This is a genomic window from Okeania sp. SIO2C2 (genome assembly GCF_010692625.1).
Classification (GTDB): domain Bacteria; phylum Cyanobacteriota; class Cyanobacteriia; order Cyanobacteriales; family Microcoleaceae; genus Okeania; species Okeania hirsuta.
On sequence record NZ_JAAHGM010000024.1, the window covers coordinates 1 to 26,576 of the forward strand.

Here is a 26,576-nt window from a genome sequence, read left to right on the forward strand (position 1 = left end):
GCGTTAGCAAATGTAGTGAATGCGGTTTTGAAGCTGATAGAGATTTGAATGCTGCTATCAACCTGAAAAACTATGTGAATCAGTAGCTTGAGTTTCAAGCGATTTTAAGCCTGTGGAGAAGATAAGTAGCAGACTGCGGTCGGTGGTCTTCTGTGTTTGCGCAGCATTCCGCAGGAAAGCAGGAAGCTAGCTCCAAAGCTCATGCAACCATGTATGGGTAAGTTTGGGTAAGTTTAGTAGAACGGAAACTGAGTACCTTGATAGCCATCGTCATCAATGCCCGGTCCAGTGATGTCAGAGTTACTTGCAATAAGATTACCAAAGGTTCCTGTTCCCAGGTCTAATTCATGTTGCAGTAACAGATGTTATTAATGAAGAGAAACTGCTGCGTGATTATGAACCGTTTCGTGCTGCTTTAGAAGAAGTATTGGCAACAAAAATTGAGTTTTTTCCAGTTGAGAGTTTTGCCATGGCCGCCGCCGCTTTACAGTTGAATCAAGTAGATTTGTTACTTGCTGGGCCTTCAGAATATGTTGTAATTAATGCTCGGACAAATGCTATACCTGTAATTGGAGTGACTCGCCCTAATTATCGTGCTGTAATTGCTGTTCCTGCTGGTAGTCCAATTAAATCTGCTGCCCAACTGCAAGGTAAAATTTTAGCATTGTCAGATATTGGTTCTACAAGCGGTCATCTCGGACCAACAAAACTACTGATGGACGCAGGATTAGATCCTAATTCCGATCTCAAAATCCTGATGTTGGGGGATGAGGGCAGTCTGACAAATTTTAAACAAGGAAAAGTTGATGCCTGGGGAGGATCTGCTATAGACTATCAGTATCTACTGCAAACAGAGGGTTTATCAGAAAAGGACTTTCCTATAATTGCTAAAACTACTTTGCTTCCTAGTGATGTAATTATTGCTAGCAGCAACCTAGATTTTCAACTGATTCAAGAGTATCAAGCTCGTATTCTTAATAGTCAAGAGAAATTAATTGCAGCTTTAGTAGAGGGAGAATCTACAAAAAAGTATCATGGTTCTAGTTTAGTAGCTGCTAATGACGCTAATTATGATATTATTCGTGATGTTTATCAAGTGATGGGAGAAGGTGATTTAATAGCACCCTAATCTACAATTGTCGATTCAATAAGCTAATTTTTTTATTAGGGATTTTTATACAACACTCAAGAGATTGCAATCAACAGAAAATTAATAGCTATGTTGAATTAGACATCTCCAGAAAAGAGGCAGCTTTGCTGTAGGCAGTAGGGAACCCACCCCTCGCCCCTCCCCCTCCCAGGAGGGGAAAGAATTGATATATCTAGTGTGATAATTGATTTTATTTTTTATAATAGGAGATGTCTATTAGAGTTGTCGCTTTATAACTTAAAAAAATCCCAAAAACCTTGTTTTGTAAGGATTGTAGCTATTGGATGGCAAAAATGCTTGGAATTATTGCTCTGTCTAGGTTAGAGTGATTTTTTCCCTTTATTTAGCGACAACTCTATTAAAAATAACTCAATATTTAAGCAGGGAAAAGGCATAAACAAATAGATATACAAAGTATTTATGGTTGATTAATTCCAGTAACAGCACCTCTTAAAATATTATTTTAAGTGTTTAGGTGTAGGGTGAGTTTTGCTCGCGCAACATGTTTGCGTTTTGCTAGCGCACAAATGTTTGCGCAGCATGACCTAGGAGAAAGGTGGCAATATTTATGCTGAGGAACTAAACTCTTAACTGTTCGCTGTAACTCACCGAATATACCGAAAATCTGCGTTGGTAAAGCGCGTGTATGATATTCATCTTAATTCTTTAGGAGTCAACCCACCCCTCGCCCCTCCCCCTCCCAGGAGCGGAAGTTAGGAGGACCTCCTCAGGAGGGCAGAAAGAATCAGAAACCCCGAGTAGAAGGAAAAAGTTTTTTGGTGGTGTAAAGGTAACAGAGTTCTATCGCGCTCTTATCTGGACATGATATCATACCTCTTTTCACCAACGCCCGAAAATCAAGCACTCTAGCTGTCTTAATCTTTACTTTATAAACACTCTCTGACGATTGACTTTTTTTTAAGTGGAATAAGTCGCCAAATATCAAAAAAATCATGTACTACTTTTGCAGATAATACGCTGTAATATTTCTCATTTTTTAATGATTTATTGACTGTGCAGAATAATGGCTAAAATCATATTTATGCAATCTGAAAAAAACTAAAAATTTCCAATATATAGAAGTTCCTTCTTCTATGGCACAAAAAAATCAAAATAGTATGTTCAAATTTTTGATTAAGTTGAAGATAAAAAATAAATTAATTAGGATAGCTAATTTATTCAATGGTTTGAGTATTGCTCAAAAATTTGGTTATAGCTATGCTATGGCAATAAGTGTTGCTGTAATTGGAATTACTTTAGGGTTAGTTATTTCAGAAGAATATGAAAGACGAGTGCTACAAAAACTATATGTTGCAGATAAGCATAGCCATCTTCTCAATGATATGGAAAAAGCTGTTTTAGGGATGCGGTCTCATCCACAAAATTTAGTTCCGGCATTAGCTAAAAAAATTTGGTTCGATTTTGAAAAAGCAAAATTTCTAGGATATGTTAATAAAGTTAGGGAAAATTTAGAAGAACTTACTATTTTTATAGATAACCATCCTCAGGATCTAGCTATAGACACAAAGGAATATAGGCAACTATTAAAATCATATAAAGCGGCAACAAATTCATATTTTAATTATATCAATAATCTTTGGAAACAAATAGATATTCCTAACTTAAAGCAAGAGGAAATTCTACAAGCACAGCAGATGATTATTACTTCATTGAGTAAAAATAAAGCTACTCAAATATACCGAAAATTCGATCGCCTTTCACAAGAACTAATTGCTATTGTGAAAGTAGCAGAAGCTCAAGATTATGAGGCTCATGCTGCCTTAAAAACGGTAACTCAGCTACAAAAAAAAATTATTATTATTAGTGTTTTAACTTCTCTAGGAATAGCGACGTTTTTAGCGATTTATATAAGTCGTTTAATTGCTAATCCTATCAAACAACTCGCTGAAGTTGCTCAACAAGTAACAAAGGAATCTAATTTTCAATTACAAGCTACTGTAAATACAAAAGATGAAGTTGGATTATTAGCTACTTCTTTAAATCAACTTATTTTATGGGTAGGAGAATACACTCATCAGTTAGAAATGTCTCACAAAACTCTCGAAAATCGTGTGGAAGAACGTACTATTGAACTTACTAAAGCACTTCAGCAACTTAAACAAGCTCAATCTCAACTTATTCAAACAGAAAAAATGTCTAGTTTAGGAAAAATGGTAGGTGGAGTTGCCCATGAAATTAATAACCCAGTCAGCTTCATTTATGGTAATACTGAATATGCAAAACAATATGTTCTTGATTTATTACAGTTAATAAATTTATATCAGCAGTATTATCCTCAACCAAAACCAGAAATTCAAGATTATCTTGAGGAAATTGACCTAGATTTTTTAGCTGAAGATTTTTTAAAAGTTTTATCTTCAATGAAAAATGGGGCAGAAAGAATTAAGCAAATTGTTCAATCTTTAAGAAATTTTTCTCGTCTTGATGAGTCAGAAATTAAATTTGTTAATCTCGAAGAAGGGATTGAAGATACTCTTGTTATTTTAAATCATCAAATTCAGCACATAAAAGTAATTAAAAACTATGGAAATTTATCTTTAGTTGAATGTTATGCTGCTCAAATAAATCAAGTATTTTTAGATATTATTTTTAATGCTATTGATGCAATCAATGAATCAGAATCTAAATTTCAAGATCATCAACTAGATTTTGTTCCTACTTTAAAAATTCAGACTGAAAAAATAGAGAGCGATCGAGTTAAAATTAGTTTTTGGAATAACGGTCCAATAATACCAGCAAAAATTATAGAAAAATTATTTGACCCATTTTTTACGACAAAACCTGTTGGTCAAGGTACGGGTCTAGGATTAACCAATTGTTATCAGATTATTCAACAGCATTGTGGTCAAATTGAAGTGATTTCTAATTCTGAGCAAGGAACAGAATTTACTATTACTTTGCCGACTAAAATGTCCGATCAAACAAGGAGTCAGGAGACAGCAATTCTGGAGACAGAATCAATATAAATACTTATTTATCATCAGAAATATATCTTTTTACTGAAATTTAACCTGAATTTATTGAAAATTTAACTAAAATATGTTAAGTTTATATATAGAATTAAATCTGGTTCAACAACCTCACTTCAATTTAGTAGTCAGTAGAGGATGCTAAACTCTTAAACGTTTACTATTCCATATCGGTCTCCCATTTGATCTATATACAATTAAACGGATTTGATATAATTAGTAAATATTCATTAATTTAGCAATGACATTTGTATAAAATTTTGCGTTCAATTGTGAATGTTTATCTAGGTTCTATATTAATTAGAGAATACTCAAATTTACTTACAGTCAACAAAAGTTATTTATTCTAAGGCAGGTAAAATGTTACAAACTAATTGCAAAAATTCTAAATTTAAGCAAGTGACGATCAATAGAACTTGTAACCATACATTCTCAGTTGCAATGAGAAACCCTAGATATGGGCACAACTACAATTCATCTGTTTGTCATACATCTTTTCCTAGTTTAGTTTCTGCATTTAAAACCTCCAATCTGAAAACAGACATTGGAGCAACAGTTGTCGAAGAAGTATGATCTATATTCATTATTCATTAGCAAGAAGGAAAAATTTTCGTTGTCTGAGTTTTAAGCTGTTGATATGTTCGCGCCGTTCTTAGAAACCTACGAGAATCTATAGAAATCTATGATTATCTGTTCTGTTCCTGCTTCACTCTGGCAGTGTCGGCACTCACCAGTCCACAGGCTGTCACGGACGTTCGCGCTAGCGTTGCGGAGCAAACTGCCCGCCATAGCTAAATTTAACGCTGCATTCAAATCTCGTTCGCGCTAGCGTTGCGGAGCAATCGCAGCTAAAATTGCAGTGTTCGCAATTGAAAACGCGCTCTGATAAAGACAGAGATTCTTTAACAGTTCCACACCTAGAGCAAGTTTTAGAACTAGGAAACCATCTATCAACGATGATTAACTCAGAACCATATAACTCACACTTGTACTTTAATTGCCTACGAAACTCATAAAAACCCATATCAGCAATAGCCTTAGCTAACTTATGATTTGCCATCATTCCTGAGACATTAAGGTCTTCTATTACTATTTGACTGTGGTTTTTAGCCAAATAGGTAGTTAGTTTATGCAATATATCTTTCCTGATGTCAGCTATCCTGTTGTGTAACTGAGCTATTCTGAGTTGCGCTTTTTTCCAGTTGTTGGAAAACTTGACTTTATGCCTATTTAGATACTGTAGTCGAGAGAGTTTTGCTTCAAACTTTCTGTAAGACTTAGCTCCTTCAAATACTTCACCAGTGGATAACGTAGCTAGAGATTTTACTCCTAAATCAACACCAACTACATCTACTTATTTCTCAGTAACTTGAGGTTTTTTCTCTATTTTGAAACTCATAAACCATCTATCTGATACCCGACTAATAGTTACAGATTTAGGAGTTACATGATCTGGCAGTATTTCATAAGTTTTAATCCATCCAATTCGGGGCAGTTTTATATGATTCAAACCTACCGATATTGACCCATCTAGAGTGTTTGCGTAGCATTCCGTAGGAAAACTATCATCCCTACCTTTCTTCTTGAATTTAGGTTGGCCAGACACTTTACTAAAGCAACGCTTCCAAGCATTTGATAAATACCTCAAAGCATATTGAGGGGCTGTTTTAGATACTTCATAATACCAGCAGTTTTTGGGTTTAACCATTGCTACCAAAAGTTTATGCAGGTCGATTGCGGTAGGAAATTTCAGTTTACTACCAGGATTATGAGAATTGTGATTAAGAATGTTCCTAGTTAACCATAGTCCCCAATTATAGGCATGGCGAGCTACACCAGCGTGTTTGGCCAGCAATGTTTTTTGCTGGTTATTCGGATGTAGTTCAGTATGATATCCAAGTAGCATAAACAGATAATCCCAGATTTTTATAGATAATACCAGATTTTAGCCAACAGTTACAAGCCCTTTCCTTCCACTGCTATACTCAATAGACATCTCCTCCAAAAGAGGGAGTAGGCAGCTTTGCTGTAGGCAGTAGGGAACCCACCCCTCGCCCCTCCTGGGAGGGGAAATAATTGATATATCTAGTGTGAGAATTGATTTAATTTTTGATTTTTACCAGATGTCTAATGAATATGATTAAAACTGGTATAATTATCGTTGTGTCAAATGATCTAACTTGAAGTGTTATTTAATCAAATTATGAACTTAGGGACTAGCAAAAAAATAGACTACCAGCTAATCTATAGAGTAGAGATTGCTTCGGCTAGCTTAACTATTCCCGATTGAGGTTGAGTCTAATATCATCGCCTCGCAATGACAGCCACGAGCCTTTTTCTACACCAATAATTGGTACTTTATTAAGTTACAAATCCCTTAACAAAATAGTTTGGCAGCCTATTTTTTCTTCATCTTTTTGCTAACACCCAAAGCACCTAAGGCTAACAATGCTCCTAATGCTGTAGGTTCGGGAGTTGCTACAGGATCATCATGTTCCACAATGAGGTCAACCCTGACAAATCCCCCAGCACCTCCATTAGCGAAACCTTCTCCAAAACCTAGTCCAAAAGTTGGATCGATAGAAAACGCTAAGGTAACAGAATCATCTGTGTGAGAAACGGAAACAACATTCTCAAATGTCAATACACGATCTCCTATTAAGATGCCTTCTGTATCTAAAAACGATCCACCACCAGCACCTGTCTCAAATAGCTCAACATCAACAATTTTTCCTGTAGGATAGTCAACCCAATTCAAATCATTTAAAGTCACTTCCCAAGTAAATGGCTGTACTTCTTCTCCAACAAGATTCCAACGAAAATCGAAGCTACTATCAAACAAAGAATCTTCGACATTAATGGAGTTAATCCTAAAAGACAAAACATTTTCACCAATGCCATTAACAGAACCAGCAAAGACATTAACGAACTCGACACCTTCAGGAAAGTTACCAGAAGAAGGCTCGACAATTGCTTGTGAACCCCCTGGTATCGACACAAAATCTGGAGCTTCACCATTAAACCCAATTTCCAAGTTTACCTGATCTCCAATCAAAGATGCTTGAGCCGGAATTTGTCCTAATAATCCTAAACTTAATGCTAATGCAGTCATACTGCCAGCAGCTTTAGCAATCTGTTGAAATTTGTTACTCATGATTTTTCTCCAATGTTTTTAAGTTTGTACTAACAGCACTTACGCAGTACCGCTACATCTATTGTAGGTAGTCCTGCATGTGTAGGTAGTCCTGCATGGGTTTTGGTGAAGATATATATTTTTTAATTTCTCCCATACTCCCCATCCCCCCATCTCCCCGTATCCCCAAATTCCCCTCCCCCTGCGATGGAGGGGCGAGGGGTGGGTCTCTATCTCCCCACACTCTCTCTACCATTACTATGCACCACCACCATATTTTATTGTTTAGTGATCATTGTTGATTTAACCACTATGATTGGTGTCGTTGCATAAGTCCTGACTAATTAAATTAACTTGATTTTTTCTTAAAGTCAAGGCTATTTTTCCTTCTTCATCAAATCTTCATCAAATCCATATCAGCTTCATAAAAACTTCATATATTCAGGATTAATAGAGTTTAAAATCATAGAATATTGAATACTATAAGTAAGTAGTTGAGGACAAATAAACTTTAAAACTAAAGATATGAAAATGAAGCCATAATCAGGCAACAGACAACAGCTCATCTGGCAACAGGCAACAGAGAATTAATAAGCTGTACTTCACGCTTCCTAAAAAGTGCTATAACCATTCTATAACTGTTTAACCGGACTTAATATTATGGGTAAGTCCTAAGTAGGGTTTGCTGAAAAAGTCTTATGGGTGAGGGTAGGAGACAGGAGACAGGAGACAGGAGACAACCCACCCCTAACCCCTCCCAGGAGGGGAGAAATGGGTCGGGAGCGAGGAAGTAGGAGTAAGAATTTTCCCTTGATTTTTCTGCCCAACTCTGGCCGAAAATGCTAATTTTTTGAACCATTACGACCTAAAAGCTTGGACTTTTTCTAACTAAAAAATGCTAAAACCTTTATCTGTCAATGCTTTTAGATTTAATCAGCAAGCCCTAAGTAATATCAAATCCGGTTAAACAGCCATAGAATGGTTAAGTTAGGAGTCCTCAGGAGTCAACCCACCCCTCGCCCCTCCCAGGAGGGGAGGGGAACTCAGGAGTCAGGAGGAGAAAGAATTACAAAGATGAGGGTAGTTATGACGATTGAAGATTTTTTTTATGCCCAATTAAACGGATTTGATATAATTAAAATTATAGCAATGTGCGCTGGCATATTTACAAATTACAGTAACTGTCCAATAGCTAAAAGCCTGATATTATCGGTTTTTTATTCCCCCAGATGAGCTGTTGCCAGATGAGCTGTTGCCTGCGCACAGCGCTTTGAAGAAGGAGACAGGAGACAGGAGACAGGAGACAGGAGGAAAATTACTTATGGATTCGCTCCCCCAAGTAATTTTGAACACCCTGTAGACGGTGGGGTATTAAACCCACAAAGAAAATGATAATGGTAGTCCTGTATGGGTTTTGGTGAAGATATATATTTTTTAATTTCTCCCATACTCCCCATCTCCCCATCCCCCCATCTCCCCACACTCTCTCTACCATTACTATGCACCACCACCAAATTAATATCATACACGCGCTTCACCAACGCCATTCATCTCAACTAAGCAACAATACTATTTCCATTCATCCCAAGTATTATTAAAAATAGAAGTTTCAGGAAAAGCTGTGGGATTACCATTTTCTTGTAAGCGACCTTGTAAAACCTCCAATTCCCATTCCTTAGAAGGCATATCATCAATCAATTCATAAGGAAAAATACCCCGCTCTAAAGCAAAATCAATTGTTGTACCAGCAGCAGCACCAGCAGACCATTCAAAAGAATGAACCCGATAAGCAGCAGCAGCAATATAACTCGTAGCAATAGTCTTCCCCGCTACCAACAAATTATCAATTTTTTGAGGGATCATTGCTCGTAAAGGAATTTGAAAAGGATAAGCAGAACCTTGACCCCTCCTAATACCCGCTCGTTCAGAATTACCAGGTGCTTCTGCCGGACTTTTTGTCATGCAGGGATGAAAATCAATTGCATAATGACCAATACCCACACTATCAGGAAAAACAGTCGCCCGAGCACGTTGAGGCATTTCTTGCATTGAGTTAATTTGTGCATCTGGAGGTACAAAAGCAGAAACAGCTCCCCACAAATAATGTAATGTATCCGGTGCTAAATTTTGTAGATAAAAATCATCCCGAAAATTCTTTTTAGCAATATCAACCTCTGCCACGGTAAAACCTTCTGGATGAGTCTTTCCCCGACGACCAATAATACGTCTTCCCTCTCGCATATAAGGATATTTTGACAACCCGTGAGCTGTTCCCATCGGTGCATCAAACCCACTCAAAAAACGATTATTGGGATGTTTTTCTTTTACCCCTGCTCCCAATTGAGAGTCAGTAGTTCCCTCAACCAACCAATGGAAATAACCGAGAGCATTTTCCTCACCTCGACGGAGGGTTTCCGCACGCAAACCACCCATCCAACCACCCGGTCGTAGTTGACCTGTAGCTTGCAGTTGGTTTCGACTGTAAATTAAGTTGTCGTCACGGTTTCCAGGGCGATAGTCATTACCCCAAGTCCAGTTTTGCATGGAAATATCGCCGGGAAAAATTGTTCGTTTTTTGTAGTCTCCTGGTTGCGGTGCGTCTGGTTTCACTGACCAAATTTGACGATAGGTGAAAACTAGGGGGAAACTAGCTAATCTAGATAATTCATAACTATAGTAGGGAGCATACTGAGAATAAAAGGGTGGTTCGACATGGGTTTGGGGTGTTTCGGTTGCTTCCATGGCGAAGGTGTAGGTAAAACCTTGAGTGCAATAGGAGTCTCTGGTGTCAACAGGAGATGAGGGGTCAAGATAGGTTTGTGGATCGATACCGAGACGATAGGGAACATCTGCTAGAGCAATAATTTCTCCGGTTTCCGTAGCTTCGACAACGTACCAGTCTGCACCGCCTGTTTTTTCTGGGGAAGGTTGGGGTATAAATTGAATTATGGTTTTGTCGAAACGCGCTGAGTTTTGGTAACGGTAAGCATCTTCGATAACTTGAGACAGGGGTTCGGTGTTGATGGGTGGGGTGCCTGCTGCTGGTTGATGTTGGATAGCGATCGCTCTATTGATTTGATTATTGGAAATGTCTAACTGTTTCACAACAGTATTGGGAAACCATTTGAATGTTCCTCCACCTTTTTTGGCAGCATCTTGCAACATCTGAAATAGAATACCGTGACCATCGTAAGGCATAAAACAGGAGACGCTTACCCAACAACCACCGGGATTTAATCTACCGTATTTTTCTTCGATACGTTCTCGTAATTCTAAGTAACCACGGGGATAAAAGAGGAGACTGCGTTGAGTACCGCGTTCGTCGAGAGCGGATGTACCTTGGGAAGAAATTTGACCGCCTACCCAGTCAGTAATTTCGGTGACACAAACGGTGCGTCCTGCTAATAATGATTCGTAGGCAGTTGCTGCTCCTGACAAACCGCCACCGATGACGAGTATTTCGCAGGTTTCTTCTTGGTCTGGGGTGCGGGGTGGCGCTGCTAACGCGGGGGCAATAGTTGGAGTTAGGGAAAATAAGCTGAGAATTAGGCTGATTATTGGTTTGGTCTTTTTGAGCATAATTTAAGTTGATTTTTAATAATCAAAAGGTAAATTTTCAAATGTTGTTAGTGTTGTTAGGGATGGCCTTAAAAGTTATCTATTCGATAAGGATGCTGAAATGCAGATATATCAAGAAAATGGTTGATTGTAGATCAAAATATTAATGTATAAGGTTTTAAGCTTATTTTTCACCTGTTTTTTTCAAAAGTCCAGGTCCTGATAATTGAATGTTACCAGTGCGGGCATTTTGCCTGTGTGCGTATACCTCACCGCTATAATCAAATAGTTTGAGTAAGCATTTTAACAAATAGTTATGAGCAATAGTAAAAACTTCTCCCATCATATTTTCTGTTAGTTTAATCTTGTTTTCTATCTTAGATATTTTCGGATGAATCAATAAATTTCTCACCTGCCCAATTATATTCACACTATCAGTTCCCTAATTATATTCTTTGGCTAGTTTAGTAATTTCCCAATTTTCATCAATTGGAAGTAGAGAAATATTAAGAGTTTTAAGTAACAGTCTAAGTTTATCGCCGAAGGTTAATTTTTGAAACCCACCAGAACTAATATAGTTGTTACTGTTTAAATATGTCCAGGCTAATTTTTCTAAAGCAGAATGAACTAAAATAATAGAAGTATTATATCCATTTGTATGCTTATAACTTTCTATATACCACTGAATAGAATTTTGAATTACTTCTTGCCATGTTTCATCTTGCCACTTTTTCATAAATCCAGAGAAAGCATCAATAATTTCTGTAGTATACCGACTGAAAGAATAATAAAGAGACTGCCATGAATCAGCTTTAAGAGTTGGAGTACGCCATTCTTCTAAGATTTTATTTTCTTGTGCATCAAAGCCTAAAACGTAAAGAGGTGCTATCCAAATTCCTCTAAGAAAAGAAATGTAATAAATAAAGGCATTAATAATTTCATACCCTTCCTTTAAATCAAAAGTTTTACCATCTGAACGTTTAATTTGACAGATATGAGTAATGCCATATCCTCCTTCAGCTTCCAATTTTTTTTCAAAGTCCAAAGGATACTTTGATTCTGCTAAAACAATATGCCAATCACCATACTCGAAGATAACTTGTCTTTCTTTCTCTTCAAATTTATACTTAAAAACTTTGACAAATAAAAAATTAAAATTAGTTATATGAAAAGTTACTGATGATAAATCATCTGTTCTACCTTGTATAAAAGGCTCCTTTAAATCGCCAGAAAATGCTCTCTTCTCAGTTCCATTAATTTTATAAATAGACAGACCTCGTAACATAACTTTCATTCTAGGAACTAAGTTTATCTGAGTTGGTTTCAGTTCTATATTATCTCAATAAGTTAAGTTTATATTTTTACTAAAATCTTCAAAATAATATTCAAATTTAACACTAATATATGGAGATGGATACCAATAAATCTGAATTAAAGCTTCACCCCGAATGGTATTTTTTCCATCAGTTAATTCAGCAGAACCATCATATAGTAATATTGGTTGATTAGGGGATTATTGCTGTATGATTTTAGGCTGAGGTTGCGAAGTTGCCACAATAAATTAATCTCTCTACTACATCCTACAATTATAATATATTTATCTTATTCAACAACTTAAAAAACAGACTAAAAATTTTTAGTTAAACTATAATTTTCATACTATCATAAATGGAAATAATTGGGGACTCAAATATGACTAATAGGCATCTCTGAAAAATCAATAGATTTTGATCAAATGATAAAAATTGATATTATTGTTAGAAAATCAAAGAGGATTTAGAAGTCGCACCATGACGTCAACTAACCCCATTATCAAGGCAATTAATCAAGTTTTGCTCAATCTTTCACCAGAAAAACAATAGGAATTGTTAAACTTTGTTTTTGTTATTCAAAGTCAGTCAAATACTCCAAATCCTGTATTGACAGAGCAAAAATCAAAAGCTGTTTTAGTTCAGGAACTGCAAGAGCTATTTAAAGAATTACAATCTGACCCTGAAATTCAGAAGATTACAGAGGAAGAAATCAAGGCAGAAATTGATGCTTACAGACAAGGTAAATGAAAGTCATTATTGATACAAATATTTTAGTTTATGCTGCTCTGAAAGACAGAAATCCGGAACAGGTTGTTCTATAGGTCGCATCAAAATGTGAGTGGATTACTTCTGCCGAAATTTTAGCAGAATATCAAGAGGTTTTACAACGCCAAAAGTTAAAAATAAGTCAGGCAAAACGGAAACAGTTTTTAACTCTAGTTGAAGCTTTAACTGTTAGTTTTGAAATTGATATAGTAGTTAATTTTCCCAGAGACAGAAAAGATGCTAAATTTCTTGCTTGTGCGCTTTCTGCTCAAGCTGACTATTTAATTACAGGAGATGCTGATTATTCAGAAGCACAATCTTTGATAGAGACTAAAATTATCTCTGTGGCTGAGTTTATTGATTTGTTTGGTATCACCAAAGTACATGGGTTATGAACTTGACTTTTGTGAAGCAATATAATTCACAAAGTATAAATTAAAATTGTAATTTATAGGTTAAAATCAAGAGCGATCGCTCTCACAAACAAATCTAATCAGGAACTAAAATATGACTAATCAGTCTGTCTTACCTAAAGAGAAAAAAAGTCAGAAACCAGGAATTAGACTAATAGGAAATCAAAAAAGTTGGCTCATATCTGCTCATGTTATTTCTGGAGCAATTTGGTTTGGCACCGTCCTTTCTATGCTAATTATGGTCATCAATAATTTTAATAGAAATAACGGTGATGAACTTTACGCAATTAACTCAGTTGTAAAATTATTAGATGACTGGATAGTTGTTCCTGCTGCTAATATAACTTTACTGACTGGAGCTTTACTTTGCTGGTTAACAATTTGGGGATTTTTTAAATTTTATTGGGTAATTACTAAGTGGATTCTTACCAGTATATTAATTATTTCTGGAACATTTTGGTTAGGACCCTGGACTAATGCAATCACAGCTATTTATGATACGGAAAGATTACAAGCTTTGAGCAATCCTCTATTTATGTTTGATGCTAAAGCCATAGTTATTGGTGCATCAATTCAAATTGTGAGTCTGATTTTTATCTTTATTATTTCTTTTTTGAAACCTTGGGGAAGAAGGGATATTAAACCTAAAGACCAGACCAAAACTTCAGCCAAATAAATTAACTTTCACTATTCCAAAAAATAGCATTAGTTGGGGATTACCCCCAACAATTATTACTTATTTAAGTCTCATTATCCCAATGATTAATAAGATTTATATATTACAGCAGATTTGGTGGTATATGAGGTACAAATATTATATTAATGATAAAGTGCGGGCATCTTACCCGCCACAGATATATAGCGCTGTGCGCAGGCAACAGGCAACAGGCAACAGCTCATCTGGGGCAATAAAAAATTGATAATATAAAACTTTTAGCTATTGGACACCTCTTGTAATTTGTAAATATGCCAGCGCACATTGCTATACCTCACTGATATGAAAAATGCTGTCTGTAAGAATAGGAACTCAAACCATGTAGAGAAGGAGATTTTTTCTCATATATAGTTGCTTTTACAGAATTTATTTAGGAATAGAAAAAGCCATCACATCTGGCAAAACTGCAATTCGGAATCTTTCCAAAAAATTCCATGTTGTCGCATAAGTGCAACGGTCAATAATAACTCATATTTAGTAGAACAGTTATAATTGCTCGTAGTTTTGCTCTATAGTCCTAAGACAAGTATTTAAAGGGTTTAGCATCCTTGTATGGTTGTTAACGGCCGTTTCCTCCGCGACATATTTGCGTAGCATTCCGCAGGAAAATACCCCTACTACTAAATTGAAGTGAGGTTGTTCAACCAGATTTAATATCACTTAAGTTTTGCTGATCCAAAAGTGACATCAAATTTTTCACACCAGACCACAACATTTGGATAATCTTGCCAATTTATTTCTTCTGGAATGTCATAAACTTGTTCTCCTGTAAAACTTTTTAAATCTCCCAAACGCACATAATTTTCTGTGGTATAACTTTCCGGACGATTTTCTTTATGTAATAACAATTTTACTGCCGGACCTTCAATGGCAGAAAAGTTTTCCGCTAACCGAACTTGAGTTTTACTACCTGCTTGAATAATTTCTGCTGTACCTTCGGTATCTTCCCCCGGAGTAATAGTTACAAATTCTCCAGAAGCTAAAACAGTATTTGTCTGAGCTAAAGTTGGATAATTAGAAATAGAAGCAACAATTATTTCTGGTGATAAAATTTGTGATTGTGCATCTGGACAAACTTGTTTTTCCCAATCACATTTATATAAATGTTTTTCTTGCCAACTTAGAGAAATTTCTAACAAATCCCGACTTCCTGTTATTCCTTGCCCTAAAAATACTAGAATCGCCAAACAGTTTAAAGCAGTATGAATTTTGCGCCATTTGTGAGTCCTATCTTTATATATTTCCGGCACAATAGCCAAAGAAAAAATCATCAATATTGAAGCTATTATACCATAATAAAAATGAGAAACTGCCCACTCATAGTCGCGTCGGAAAACACCATCTTGAAAACCTAAAATTATGATACCTGCTCCGGTTAAGGTCGCAAATACTCCTCGCCATAATTTAGTTTTAGCTTGATAAAGAAATATTAGAGAAGCAACCGTAGTCATAAAGATGGTTACTATTAATATTGCTAGGGTCATATTTTCACTTTTAAAATCTTTAAAAATACCCTTAAAATATATTGAGTAAGCAATAGCAACTAAAGTTATTCCCACAACGGAACCCGTCAACAAATTACCTATTTTTCTATGTTCCGGTCCTACCACTGGAGGAATTTTACTTTTACTTTTATCTGTAGTTTGTAGCCTTCGTTGACGAGTCTGCCAAGCCAAGTTGAGAACTATACCAATGATTGGGAAAACCACCACAACTGCCAATGCTGGATGTATCAATCCCGCAATATCCTTTGCATTCATAATTTACCTCTCAGATATAACTTTACATATTATATTTAAGCAGGTTGAGTGTCGGTTAAATTATTTTTTGCTGAAAATTTTCTAAAAATTAGGTGTTAGGGGAATTTGGCAAGATTGAGAATAGTTGAAAGGTCTTAAATTCTATATCCTGGTATTAAAACTCTATTGTTACTGAAGCATTCTCATAACTGAGAATTAGAGATGATAATTTCTAGAAAAAGAGTAAATTGTGTGATAAATAAAAATGCAAAATATTGCTTTAAGTTCAGCAAGAATGAAACAAATAATTCTCTGAATAGAGCTTTTCAATTTACTTTAATAGATCGAGTTCTGTAGGTTAATCTATCAAAAAAGATAGTTGGTGTAATTCATTAGATCACTATTGCAAAATGAGGGTAATGAAAGTGCTATTCAGTTTGAGAAAGCCATCAACCAGGAGATAATTAAAACTGTAGACTTTGAAATCAAATACGCCTGGGTTCGGTATAAAAAAATGTTTCATTGTCAGCCAAATCGCAAATCTTTCTACATTTTATTCCCTCGTGACTCCTAATTAATTAATCTAGTTATACCAATGCTACCGGATTTGATATAAACGGACGATATTCAGCTCCAAAAAGTCATTCTCTGAAAAGTTGGTGGGAAAATACTTCTGAGGACTCACTCATATCATGTCCGTTGGTATCGTTTGTGTAAAAGTTAGCGTGGATATCTACAGGAAATTTAAGTTTTTTTCTTGCTCAATTGCCTTCCTGTCTGTTGCCTGTTGCCTTCCGGAGCTGTTGCCTACCTTTGCTATACAATGCCGATGCTACCGGACATAATATCACGCATAACAACCAAATATAGTAGGGGTTAACGGCCGTTAACCCCTACAAATAGTGTATAATTTCGTATGCGTGCGTAAGTCCTGATAAAAATCAACTAAACCAAACTAACCCACTAACAGTCAGAATTATTAGTACTAACGCCACCCAAACAAATTGATTATCTTTTGTGTTAACTTGACTAGGATCGACAACTTCTAACTTCAGAGTTTTTGGCTTCGGTGGCCGTGATTTCACTTGGGAAACCATAGTGCTACCTCGACGATCTTTAGCATCACTTTCAGATATTGCCCCCAAGTCAGGAATTTTAGTCATCCACTCTTGCCTGGTTCTCAGTACAGGTGCTTCGAGAATGGCTAATATACGTTTTGCTTGTTGGCGGGTTTCTAAACGAGGATGACGAGTTAGTTGTTTACAAAGGGCAGTTGCTTCTTGAATTTGGCCAGTCGCTTGATATGCTGTCACTAACCAGATTTGTACCTCTCCCCCAAATCTTGAATTAAGCTCAATATTGTCTTTAGCAGTTTCTAAATGTTGCACTGAATTACGGTATTGACCTCGCTCAAAGGCATATTTGCCAGCTTTATATTCAGTTTCAAATAATGTTAGGTTTTCTGAAGTCACAATCCCTGTTAATTAGTTTTTGATATATTTAAAATTAATCTTGGTTATTATATCAATTTTTTGATCGAAGAATTTTCAACCCACTGTGATTGTAGCAATTTACAAAAGTAATGCTAAACTTATCCTGCTGATATTTTAGCCTGATGGGGAAATAGAAAACTAAGTATAGCAAAGTTTTTGCTCATTGGTACTATAGAACCCCTAAACGGATCTATTTAAAAATAGAGAAGGAGATGGGGAGATGGGGAGATGGGGAGATGGGGAGATGGAGACCCACCCCTAACCCCGACCGTGGAGGGGAATTTGGGGAGATGGGGAGATGGGGAGATGAGAGTATTTTTCTACCTGCAAGGGAAGCTACCAGGTTTGCTATTGGGCAACGCGGGGTCTCATCCACTTTTTCCCCATTCTCGTTCCTGAATTTCCACAACTTCCTCAGGCTGAGGACGGAAGCCAAAAGCACATACCGCGTCCAAAGATACGCTCAGGGGTTCTATAGGAAATAGTGCTGCAATTCCGCATTGGTCAGATGCAAGTGGCCTTTGTTCCCTGTTCCCTACTATATATCTTGATAACAAAAAAAATCTGAGATTCTCCTGTTTCGTTTTTAGGAGAAACCCAGTTATAGAATTTTTATTTATTTGTATCCAATATTAAAATTTATAGTAGATGCAATTATAATTTAATTTCTTAGCGAGACTGACGACGACGGGAAAGGAACATTCCACCACCAATGAATGCTAAAGCTGCAATCCTACTAGGATCTGGTACACGCACTTTTGGCTCTGAAAGGAAATCAGTGTACATTTTTTCGTATGTTAGTTCAGAGATGGCACCATTTATACCAATTCTTTGTAAAGCTGCGCTTAATAATTGTCGATCGGATTTTATTGCACTGACTATTCTCATCTTTATATTAAGTGCAACTTCATGAAGAAATGGTATTATACCGTTAAAGTTAACTTCTAGACTCCTAACTTGTCCTAGTTCTTCTCCGAAGTAAAAATCCCAGACAGAGTTTTCGTATTTTTCACCAGCATGCAAACCGTTATCAGCTTTCAAGGAGAGGTAATAATTAATTATTAATGGCTTTGTTCCATGAAAGTTGCGATCGCGACGGCTCCCCCGAAAATTCCATCAACTAAATTTCTACTTTGTCGCTTTCAGGTAACCCAAGTTGAATCATGTGGTTAAGGATAGCGCACTGTATAAATAACTCCACTACTTGAGTCTCAAATTTTCGTCGTCGCAACTTGCCTGCGAATATCACTTTGAGCCTCAACATTGTTGTTTTCCTACAGAATGCTACGCAAACGGATCAGGAGCGCCGATGGTATCCACTCTCTCGTTTCCATTTTTTACGTCCCACTCTACGAGTCTCTCTGAGATTTGAGTCCCTGGGATCAGCCGGAGCTTTACAGTTGCCATGCTGCCAGATGACTGCATTTTGACGCGGTGGTATGGTTGGTTTAGCTCCCCTTTTACTGGCTGCCTCGTAGCACTTGCGTTGATCATAGGTCCATCACCAGATACTTGCCCAATCTCACCCTCTACTCCCTCCAATCAGTCGCAAAACACTTGATCGTCACTAACATTGTTAGTTGTTACCACAGCACTAATAATTTCCCCAGTTGCTTCATTGACACCTAGATGTAACTGACGCAATTGTACAGGTTTACTTACACCATGAACTCTTGTTTTCCATTCCCCTTCTCCATACACTTTCACCCCTGTAGAGTCTACGACTAGATGCATGGCCTCTTGGGCGACGGGCTGGGACTACTGGTATCTCAATATTCAATTTACTCAGGCGACGGGACAAGGTACTATGATCTGGTACTGGTAGCTCTAACCCCATTCAGGTATAGCAATGTGCGCTGGCATATTTACACATTATTTTTTGTACACCTTTTCTAGAGTCCACTTTGAGCTGGACATTGTAAATACCTGAGCGCTCATTGCTATAAATATAGATTCCAAAAATCCCTCGGTTTGTCGTCCTGCCAAGCTCAACAGAGTAGCAAGAGTTGCCATTAATTCCATAGCAACCTGACTATAGGTATGAGATGTCCCCCGACGTCCAGTTTTCTCTGTTGTCAGCCACTGCTCTATCATTTGATTACTCAGCCAAAATGTTAGACTCCCCCTTTGTTTCAAGGAAGCATCGTATTGCTGACCAGTTACTTAACTCTGTATTGGGATTTGGACTTGGACTTACTCATATCTAGTCGGTGCAGATTTTTTGTACCATAACCATATCTATAATCTATACTCTATGTTCATCTTTTGTGCAACAAAGCCATTATTAATTGTTGAATAGCCACTACCTAACCCTTATCTCCTCTAAATAACGAATCAATCACATTCCAAAATACTAAACTTGCTGACAGGATAATCTAGGGGCAGAAATGTATAGCCTAATGGCGAACAACTAGATTTCACGACTCTAGTAAAAATAATTCTTGATTCCTGGCGATCGCCACTTGGTAAAAAAGTTATTTCTCCTGTAGCACCCTCAGAACTAAAATTTTCACTTGCTAAAATTTGTTGCAGGGCGATGCGATTTAACTCTTGACGTTCTGGAAGTGATTCTAATGCTGTAATCAAGGCTCTAGCTGCATCATAAGCAAAAGCCGTACGCCAACTAACAGTTCCTCCCCAAATGTTTTTTGCTTGCAGTGGAAAATCTGGATCGGGGCTATTCAAGCTGTGCCACGGTGTAGCTACTACAACATTTTTCTCTGCTTCTTGAGCACCAAACTTGAGAGTATAGTTACTATAGAGGTTTTCTCCAGTAATTATCGGTAAATTGAGCTGCCAATTTGCTTTGATTACCTCTATTGCCTTCGCTAAAGTGGAAATATCTGGCAGTAATACAATTGCAGTAGCTTTTTGTTTTTCTACTCTATTGTTCGCAGCACTAGCATTAAAAGAAGTTCTTGATAAATCAAAACTATCATTCAGGTCTTTAACTATTTTGCCACCACCAGCACTGAAACTAAGCATAAATTGATTCTTGAGAGATTCACTGTAAATATCATTAGGATTATCAAACAAAGCTACTTTTTGCTGTTTATCAGTAGATTTATTAATTAAGTAACTTGCCATTGCTTGAGCCATTGTGGCATCAGATGGTATCATCCTAAAGAAAAAATCATTGCGATTTGATAATTTAGAAGCACTAGCAGTGGGAGAAATTAAAACCAGTTTATTCTTTTCATAAATTGGAGCTACTTCCATCGTGATTTCACTAAAACTATGACCAATTACTGCCAAAACTTGACCTGTTAAAACCAGATTATTTGCTATTTTTACTGCTTGCTCTGGAGAGTTGCCATCATCAACAATAATTACAATTAAACCCTTACCCCCAATCAAATTATCGCTCAGGTTTATGGCATTCTGAGCTTGAGCAACTCCCCGTAATTTTTCTAAACTATAGTTGAGAGCTTGTGACTCACCTGTCATTGGTGCTACTATGGCTATAGTATAAGCGTCAGTATTGCTAGCAGCTAGTCTGGCATTATTCAGATAAATCAGGATTTCTGGATCGTTAAAGTATTTTTTTCTAGCTGTTTCTAAAAGTTTGACTGCTTGCAAATAATCACCATCAGCAAAAGCTTTAACTCCCTCTTCTTTTTCTTTGGGTGCGGAACCTGGAATCAGAATTTCTTCCCCACAACTCAAATTATCATCCAGTTTTAAAGGACAAGTTGTTGGTGCTTCTGGTAAAATAGCAATTAAGACAGCGATCGCTCCTAGTGTTAAAAGGGAAATCTTGCCTAACCATTTATTGACTTTGGGTGTGGTTTCTTGATATTTACTCTTGAAGTTCTGTATTTTTTGCTGCAATGGAAAGTCAGATAAATAGTTTTTCTTTGCGGGAGCGGGTTGTTTGCTCTGGGTAGGTTCAATTTCTGCTTGTACTTGCTGGTTGTAGTTAGCAAGACGTTCCAAAATGTCTTCGGTTGTTTGGGGGCGACACTGAGGTAAATTTGCCATCATCTCATCAATTAAGTCTGCTAATGTTTTTGAGATTTGAGTAGCATAGTGTCGCCACATTAATCTACCACTCTGAGGATCGGTGGGCAAATTAGTAGGATCTTGTGCTGTGACTAAATAAACTATAGTTCGAGCAATGGCAAAGACATCCGACTGTCGTGTGATTTTCCCTTCATACTGTTCTGGGGATGTGTAACCTTGAGAAATCATCCCAGTCACATCTTTGCCTTCAAATTGCCTTAAATATGTTTCTGTAACTTGCCTAGTCGCACCAAAGTCAATTAATGCTAGTTGACCCCATTTCTGCTTTTGGGAATCTTGTTGATGGTCAGTGTGATTTTTTTCATTTTCAACCTCCTGTTTGTGGTCTAATGTTTCTCTGATTTGTTCTGGATCATTTCCTAGCTGTGCAACATTTTCTTCGGTAAGTGAAATGGAAGATAAATTATTTGCTCTGCTAGCTTTTCCATCTGTTTGTTGACTAGCTTCTTGTTTAGGCAAATTTTCATAAGATCCAGAGGCTTGTTTGGCTCCATTATGATTGGAGTTTTGTGCTGGGGAGCTACGCAACATGATATTTGTTGGTTTAAGATCCCGATGGATGCAATGATTCTGATGAAGTTTACCAATAATTTCTACTAACTGTGTGAGCCAGGCGATCGCTTGCTCTTCTTCTATGGGTTGATTATGATGAATTTGTTGCAACCAGTCAGATAAATTTATACCCTCAATTTTTTCCATTACCAGACAGTGTAATGGTTCATATCCCGCTTCTGACCAGATAAAGTATCCTTCTGGTTCAACTTTTGGTAATCCAGGTTCGTGTAAATATGTTAAAACTTTTGCTTCTTGCTCAAACAAAGAAATTACTTGTTCTATTTCTTCGTCCTCTATTGCCCTTGGCACTTGCAATATTTTCATGATTTTTATAGTACCACGATCGTCAACTTCCCAAGTTTGACCAAAACCACAGTCTCCAATAAGTTGAATCGCTCGATAGTGCTGTTGTAATATTTGTCCAGGATTAATCATCTTCCTACAAGTAAAAAATCAAAAGTCAAAGGCATATTAAAATATACAGTCACCTAGTCATCATATTAAATCTGGTGTTGCACAGTCAGGGAAAACAGAGTTATCTGTGCCGTGACTGTGGCCGTCAATTTCCAGAAAGCCCCTGTCCTGCGGGTTATAGTTCTGAGGTGATATGTTGTACAGATCCATTCCCTTGCTGCTCTATGATTTGAAACATCGGCAAATTCCTCAATTCTCGTAATCATTCGTCACTGTGCAACGCCGGAAAATGCTATTGCTGCATATCATCTAGCATTGGAAGTTCGCACCAAAAAAGATTTTCCCATCGATTGGGCAGGGACTCAAAAAAATCTAGGTAACGCCTACAATAACAGAAATCGTTCTACCCAATCTACAAATTACTATCTATATTTTCTGAGACCAGTTCCCAAAACCTTATTGCAAATGCCTAACTAAAGCTTCCCCCACTCGTTGAGCATCGGCCTCCGTCATGCCAGAAGTCAGAGGTGGACAGATATGATTCGGACACCAACGTTCGGCACCAGGAAAACTCTCACCTTCACAAATACCTGCAAAAACTGGTTGTTTGTGACAGGGTATTTCATATACTGTTCCTCCTAAAAATATCTCTTCTTCTGCTAATGCTGTTTTGATTTCTTTGGCATTTTTTCCCTCTGGCAAATGAACAATCAATTTGTAATTACTAGCGATATCCATTTTTTCTGTAGATACAAACGATAGACCAGCTTCTTTGAGAGGTGCAGTAATTAATTCATAAGCTCGCTCACGTTTTTTCAACATCTCTGGCAATTTTGCTAAATGTATCCGACCAAGCAGAGCATTCATTTCCGTGATTCGCATACTATTACCAAAGTCCGTGTGTAAGCCACCAAAGTCCATGCCTCGCTTCCCTTGGTTTCTCAAAGAACGTGCGATATAGTCTTCTTCTTCATTATTCAGAGTTATCATTCCTCCCTCACAAGTTGTCATTACTTTAGTCGGGAAAAATGAAAAAGCAGCACCATCTCCCAAATTTCCAGCACTTACATCATTGATTTTACTACCGTGAGCATGGGCAGTATCTTCGAGGACAAATAACCCTCGTTGGTGACAATATTCCACCACTTGCGGAAACTCTGGAGAAATGACACCCCCAATATGAACCCACATTACTCCAGAAATCTTCTGTGGGAGATTATTACCCTTTTCTACTGCCTCTTGCATCATCTGTAGAGAAGGAGCAAATGTTTGTTTGTCCATATCCAGATATTGAACTTTCCCTCCGGCACGAATTACTGTAGCAACAGTAGCAAAGTTGGTATTAGTAGGAACTAAAACAGTTGTTGCCTCCACTTTTTTCAAGCGTAATAGAATTTCTAGTCCAGAGGAGCCACTATTAACAGCGATCGCGTATTTTGTACCAACATATTCAGCGAATGCTTGTTCAAATGCTTTGGTATGTTCCCCTAAAATTAATTTTCCAGACCGTAAAATTTTCTCTGATTCTGATAAGAAATATTGAATTTCATCATCTGTAATATCGAAATAAAATGGTTTAATTTTTTGATTTACTGTCATGTGACTCTCTCTTGAAAATTCGTGTTCTTACATTAAATAGATTTACATATTTATCGAACTAAAATACGATAATCAATCTAGTTTTTTCCTCTTCTATAAAGTAGGGATTATACCATTTTTTATAAGTAATACTAGAACCTATCTATAATTTCATCAAAGGCTGATTTAGTAAAAATTTATTAATTGCTGCCTTTTATGGCAAATAACACAGTAAAGGCAGCAAGCAAATTAGAGTGATTAAAAGAGCGTGAAACGACTAAATTGTGTGATAGACATTATAGCTAATTTGTACAGTGTGTAACTCAATAGTTATGCCGAAATGAGCAAGGGATTCATTGCTTCAATTACTTAGCTGCTAAAACATGAATGACCATAGGTTCATTTTGATGTGCAAAATAATCTAGGGGTTTGAACCCTGCTTTGATCGCCAGATATTGAAAATAGTCCACTGGATATTTATCATAACTTCAAAAGTGAAATTTTGTGCCACTCTTTATATTTATTGGTCTTTAGTTGCTCTCACATTATGCTCTAAACAATAAGTTTCAGCCACCCAATTAAATTCATAATTAAATGCATTAGGGTCGAATCCAGAAACTGGCAAATCACGATTGATAAAATATAAAATACTGAGCGTCAAATTCCCCATTTTTCCATGATCATCAGCTCCTTTTAATGACGACTAATTTTGATTTGAATCAACACCAACAATGAGAATACCATCTGGTTGTAGTGGTTGTAAAATTATTTCAAAAAATTTCAGGCAATTATTTGTAGAAAGATTGGTAATTGTACTTCCTTTAAAAAAACTACGGGTTTAGTAAAGTTTTTAATCAGATCGATTTTCTTAATAAAGTCTGTATTGATTTTCTCAACTGATATTTCTGGTAACTCTCGGCTTAAAATTTCCTCACTCTGATCCAGATAAGTTTGACACAAATCTATAGGAACATAGCTTTTCAATTGTTTAATTTCTTTAAGGAAGGGCAGACTTTTATTTTTGAAAGCTATATCTGTACCCGGACCAAATTCTATAACATTAGATCCTGGTGGAACATAAGCAGCTATTTGGCTAGCCTTATTATTAATTAATTTGATTTCTTCCTTGTAAAGATAATAATTTAAATTTTGAGATATTAGTTCTTGGTAACATCCTTCACCATTGGCAGAATCGTCCTCAATATTAGGAGTACTGTACAAATAAGGAGCTAGATTTTCTTCCTGTTGCTGCAAAAATAGAGATTTTACATCACAAAGAAATGAGGTTTGAAAGTCTGTCATAATGATTTTTCTTTGTAAGTAAAATATAATAATACTATAGAACTTCTCATTTGATGAATAAAAAAAACAGTGGATATGATACTTTTAGATTTTTTGCCTAATTTTAACTAGCTATCAGCTATTAGCTAGCCTCCTACAGAGGAACTACGTTAACAGCTATCAGCTTAAAAACTTGTGCATAGATAATTGTATCTGTTTGCGGAGCATTCCGTCAGGAAACGCTTTTAAAATTATTTCTTGCTGACAGGAACCATTTTCCCATTATTAATTAATTTATACTTAATGCCACGCCATACTACTGTACGCTTAGTCAACGCTAGAGCAAAAAATATTAAACCAAAAAGATCGCGCAAAGGCAATAAGTAAAGACTTTTTAAACCTTCAGCATCTTTCAACTCTTTTAAAATTATCCCACTGGTCAGAAGTCGTAAACCAATTGTAATCCCTAATACTCCTAGTCCCAATAAGTCTCCCATTCGTGCCACAGCGAAGAAAATAGCAAAAGGTACTGCTCGGATTAATATAGTTGCAATAAATGGCCCAGAACGTGCTAAATATGTATTCTGATCCCAATAAATTTGATGAGTCCACCATTGTCGCCAATTCTTCAAGTCTACAACTACATCAATAATATAAGGTAAAAGCACCATTTTTTTCCCAGAAGTCCAAACCCTCCGTCCAAGTTCGTAGTCTTCTACAAGATAATTTGCTAGACTCTCTAAACCACCAAGTTCTTGTAGTGTGGTTTGATTTATGGCTATGGAAGGTCCCAAACAAGCATTGGATGCTCCCGTAACTGCTGCAAATATCACGCTAGGAATAAAGTCTGCATTCATGGTTAATAGTTCCATCTTCTCAAACCATCGGTAGGCACTTTTGGCTTTAAAGAGAGTACAGACACATCCCACGTCGGGATTGGATAGAGGAGCTATGATATTTTTGATATAGTCAGGTTTGAGATTTGTGTCACTATCGCTGATAATAATGATATCGTGGTGTGCCTCAGCTATGGCACCAAGTAAATTATTGACTTTACCATTAGCTCCTCCTTGAACATTGCTAATGACAACGAAAATCTTCTGAGTGTCTACTTCTGCTTGAATATCCTCAAGAATAGGGAGGGCTAAATCTTCAGGGTCTTGAACTGAATAAATTACCTGATACTCAGGCCAATCTTGAATAGAAATGCTACGCAGGTTTGACTTGAGGTCTTTTTCAATACCTCGTACTGGTTTCAGTACAGTGACAGGTGGGTGAAATTTTTCTGTGGCATTTATGTCTGGGGTGGTTTTCCTCAAAAATTGTCTAGTAGTCCATACACTGAGGATTGAATATACAGAACCACCGACTATCGGTATCAGGCAAATTATTTGAAGCACCTCTACAGGGGTTAACATTAATTAATTAATTCTTGTTTTCAATTTTTCAATTCAAG

General features: G+C 36.8%; 22 protein-coding genes and 3 pseudogenes. 8 read left to right on the forward strand and 17 right to left on the reverse strand.

Annotated features, from left to right (window positions below; genetic code table 11):
• The 3 genes from F6K18_RS36730 to F6K18_RS19515 all read left to right on the forward strand — a co-directional run.
• On the forward strand, positions 1-86 hold an 86-nt coding region (locus F6K18_RS36730; protein ID WP_353735124.1), incomplete at its 5' end, for a zinc ribbon domain-containing protein.
• A gap of 281 nt (positions 87-367) precedes the next feature.
• Positions 368-1,129, forward strand: coding sequence for a PhnD/SsuA/transferrin family substrate-binding protein (locus F6K18_RS19510; protein WP_353735125.1), 762 nt, complete (start codon positions 368-370; stop codon positions 1,127-1,129).
• A gap of 1,139 nt (positions 1,130-2,268) precedes the next feature.
• A complete protein-coding gene (locus F6K18_RS19515) occupies positions 2,269-4,137 on the forward strand; it encodes an ATP-binding protein (protein ID WP_287523072.1) in 1,869 nt (622 codons plus the stop codon).
• A 763-nt stretch (positions 4,138-4,900) separates the two neighbouring features.
• Here the strand turns inward: F6K18_RS19515 and F6K18_RS19520 are convergent.
• The 4 genes and pseudogenes from F6K18_RS19520 to F6K18_RS19535 all read right to left on the reverse strand — a co-directional run.
• A pseudogene (locus F6K18_RS19520) lies at positions 4,901-5,428 on the reverse strand (RNA-guided endonuclease InsQ/TnpB family protein); the annotation flags it as partial.
• A gap of 66 nt (positions 5,429-5,494) precedes the next feature.
• Positions 5,495-6,046, reverse strand: coding sequence for a transposase (locus F6K18_RS19525; RefSeq protein WP_287523074.1), 552 nt, complete (start codon positions 6,044-6,046; stop codon positions 5,495-5,497).
• 492 nt (positions 6,047-6,538) lie between these two features.
• On the reverse strand, positions 6,539-7,294 hold the full coding sequence (locus F6K18_RS19530) for a hypothetical protein (protein ID WP_287523076.1): 756 nt from the start codon (positions 7,292-7,294) through the stop codon (positions 6,539-6,541).
• A 58-nt stretch (positions 7,295-7,352) separates the two neighbouring features.
• The gene (locus F6K18_RS19535) at positions 7,353-7,529 is read right to left on the reverse strand and encodes a hypothetical protein (RefSeq protein ID WP_287523079.1); all 177 of its coding nucleotides are present in this window, start codon (positions 7,527-7,529) and stop codon (positions 7,353-7,355) included.
• A 722-nt stretch (positions 7,530-8,251) separates the two neighbouring features.
• Between F6K18_RS19535 and F6K18_RS19540 the strand changes: the two genes are divergently transcribed.
• Positions 8,252-8,506: a hypothetical protein gene (locus tag F6K18_RS19540; protein WP_287523082.1), complete on the forward strand. Its 255-nt coding sequence runs from the start codon at positions 8,252-8,254 to the stop codon at positions 8,504-8,506.
• A 336-nt stretch (positions 8,507-8,842) separates the two neighbouring features.
• Here the strand turns inward: F6K18_RS19540 and F6K18_RS19545 are convergent, their stop codons facing one another.
• From F6K18_RS19545 to F6K18_RS19555, 3 genes are all read right to left on the reverse strand, one after another.
• Entirely contained in the window at positions 8,843-10,852 is a 2,010-nt protein-coding gene (locus F6K18_RS19545; protein ID WP_287523084.1) for an FAD-dependent oxidoreductase, read from the reverse strand.
• Positions 10,853-11,015: 163 nt separating this feature from the next.
• Positions 11,016-11,261, reverse strand: coding sequence for a hypothetical protein (locus F6K18_RS19550; protein WP_287523087.1), 246 nt, complete (start codon positions 11,259-11,261; stop codon positions 11,016-11,018).
• A gap of 12 nt (positions 11,262-11,273) precedes the next feature.
• The gene (locus tag F6K18_RS19555) at positions 11,274-12,116 is read right to left on the reverse strand and encodes a hypothetical protein (protein WP_287523090.1); all 843 of its coding nucleotides are present in this window, start codon (positions 12,114-12,116) and stop codon (positions 11,274-11,276) included.
• Positions 12,117-12,696: 580 nt separating this feature from the next.
• Between F6K18_RS19555 and F6K18_RS19560 the strand changes: the two genes are divergently transcribed.
• From F6K18_RS19560 to F6K18_RS19565, 3 genes and pseudogenes are all read left to right on the forward strand, one after another.
• Positions 12,697-12,891, forward strand: coding sequence for a hypothetical protein (locus F6K18_RS19560; protein WP_287273344.1), 195 nt, complete (start codon positions 12,697-12,699; stop codon positions 12,889-12,891).
• Between the two features lie 92 nt (positions 12,892-12,983).
• Positions 12,984-13,304, forward strand: a pseudogene (locus tag F6K18_RS36735) (putative toxin-antitoxin system toxin component, PIN family); the annotation flags it as partial.
• Between the two features lie 112 nt (positions 13,305-13,416).
• Positions 13,417-13,998: a hypothetical protein gene (locus tag F6K18_RS19565; RefSeq protein ID WP_287523093.1), complete on the forward strand. Its 582-nt coding sequence runs from the start codon at positions 13,417-13,419 to the stop codon at positions 13,996-13,998.
• 695 nt (positions 13,999-14,693) lie between these two features.
• Here the strand turns inward: F6K18_RS19565 and F6K18_RS36740 are convergent.
• Positions 14,694-15,797: a DM13 domain-containing protein gene (locus tag F6K18_RS36740; protein ID WP_353735121.1), complete on the reverse strand. Its 1,104-nt coding sequence runs from the start codon at positions 15,795-15,797 to the stop codon at positions 14,694-14,696.
• Positions 15,798-16,717: 920 nt separating this feature from the next.
• Positions 16,718-17,248, reverse strand: a complete 531-nt coding sequence (locus F6K18_RS19580) for a hypothetical protein (RefSeq protein WP_287523095.1) — start codon at positions 17,246-17,248, stop codon at positions 16,718-16,720.
• Positions 17,249-17,497: 249 nt separating this feature from the next.
• Here F6K18_RS19580 and F6K18_RS19585 point away from each other — a divergent pair, with 249 nt between their 5' ends.
• Positions 17,498-17,668: a hypothetical protein gene (locus F6K18_RS19585; protein WP_287523098.1), complete on the forward strand. Its 171-nt coding sequence runs from the start codon at positions 17,498-17,500 to the stop codon at positions 17,666-17,668.
• A gap of 270 nt (positions 17,669-17,938) precedes the next feature.
• Here the strand turns inward: F6K18_RS19585 and F6K18_RS19590 are convergent, their stop codons facing one another.
• From F6K18_RS19590 to F6K18_RS19620, 8 genes and pseudogenes are all read right to left on the reverse strand, one after another.
• The gene (locus tag F6K18_RS19590) at positions 17,939-18,292 is read right to left on the reverse strand and encodes a PEP-CTERM sorting domain-containing protein (protein WP_287523101.1); all 354 of its coding nucleotides are present in this window, start codon (positions 18,290-18,292) and stop codon (positions 17,939-17,941) included.
• A gap of 97 nt (positions 18,293-18,389) precedes the next feature.
• A pseudogene (locus F6K18_RS19595) lies at positions 18,390-19,439 on the reverse strand (IS5 family transposase); the annotation flags it as partial.
• A 164-nt stretch (positions 19,440-19,603) separates the two neighbouring features.
• Positions 19,604-22,282 carry a bifunctional serine/threonine-protein kinase/ABC transporter substrate-binding protein gene (locus tag F6K18_RS19600; RefSeq protein ID WP_287523102.1) on the reverse strand — a complete coding sequence of 893 codons (2,679 nt, stop codon included), beginning with the start codon at positions 22,280-22,282 and terminating at the stop codon, positions 19,604-19,606.
• 435 nt (positions 22,283-22,717) lie between these two features.
• Positions 22,718-23,860 carry a DegT/DnrJ/EryC1/StrS family aminotransferase gene (locus tag F6K18_RS19605; protein WP_287523104.1) on the reverse strand — a complete coding sequence of 381 codons (1,143 nt, stop codon included), beginning with the start codon at positions 23,858-23,860 and terminating at the stop codon, positions 22,718-22,720.
• A 499-nt stretch (positions 23,861-24,359) separates the two neighbouring features.
• The gene (locus tag F6K18_RS19610) at positions 24,360-24,509 is read right to left on the reverse strand and encodes a hypothetical protein (protein WP_287523106.1); all 150 of its coding nucleotides are present in this window, start codon (positions 24,507-24,509) and stop codon (positions 24,360-24,362) included.
• A 33-nt stretch (positions 24,510-24,542) separates the two neighbouring features.
• Positions 24,543-24,650 carry a hypothetical protein gene (locus F6K18_RS36745; RefSeq protein ID WP_353735127.1) on the reverse strand — a complete coding sequence of 36 codons (108 nt, stop codon included), beginning with the start codon at positions 24,648-24,650 and terminating at the stop codon, positions 24,543-24,545.
• Positions 24,620-25,141 (reverse strand): L-histidine N(alpha)-methyltransferase, encoded by a 522-nt coding sequence (locus tag F6K18_RS19615; protein WP_287523109.1) that lies wholly within the window; start codon positions 25,139-25,141, stop codon positions 24,620-24,622. Before F6K18_RS19615 ends, F6K18_RS36745 begins: the two co-directional genes overlap by 31 nt.
• A gap of 230 nt (positions 25,142-25,371) precedes the next feature.
• Complete coding sequence (locus tag F6K18_RS19620) at positions 25,372-26,538, reverse strand: glycosyltransferase (RefSeq protein WP_287274123.1); 1,167 nt, start codon at positions 26,536-26,538, stop codon at positions 25,372-25,374.
• Between the last annotated feature and the right edge of the window lie 38 nt (positions 26,539-26,576).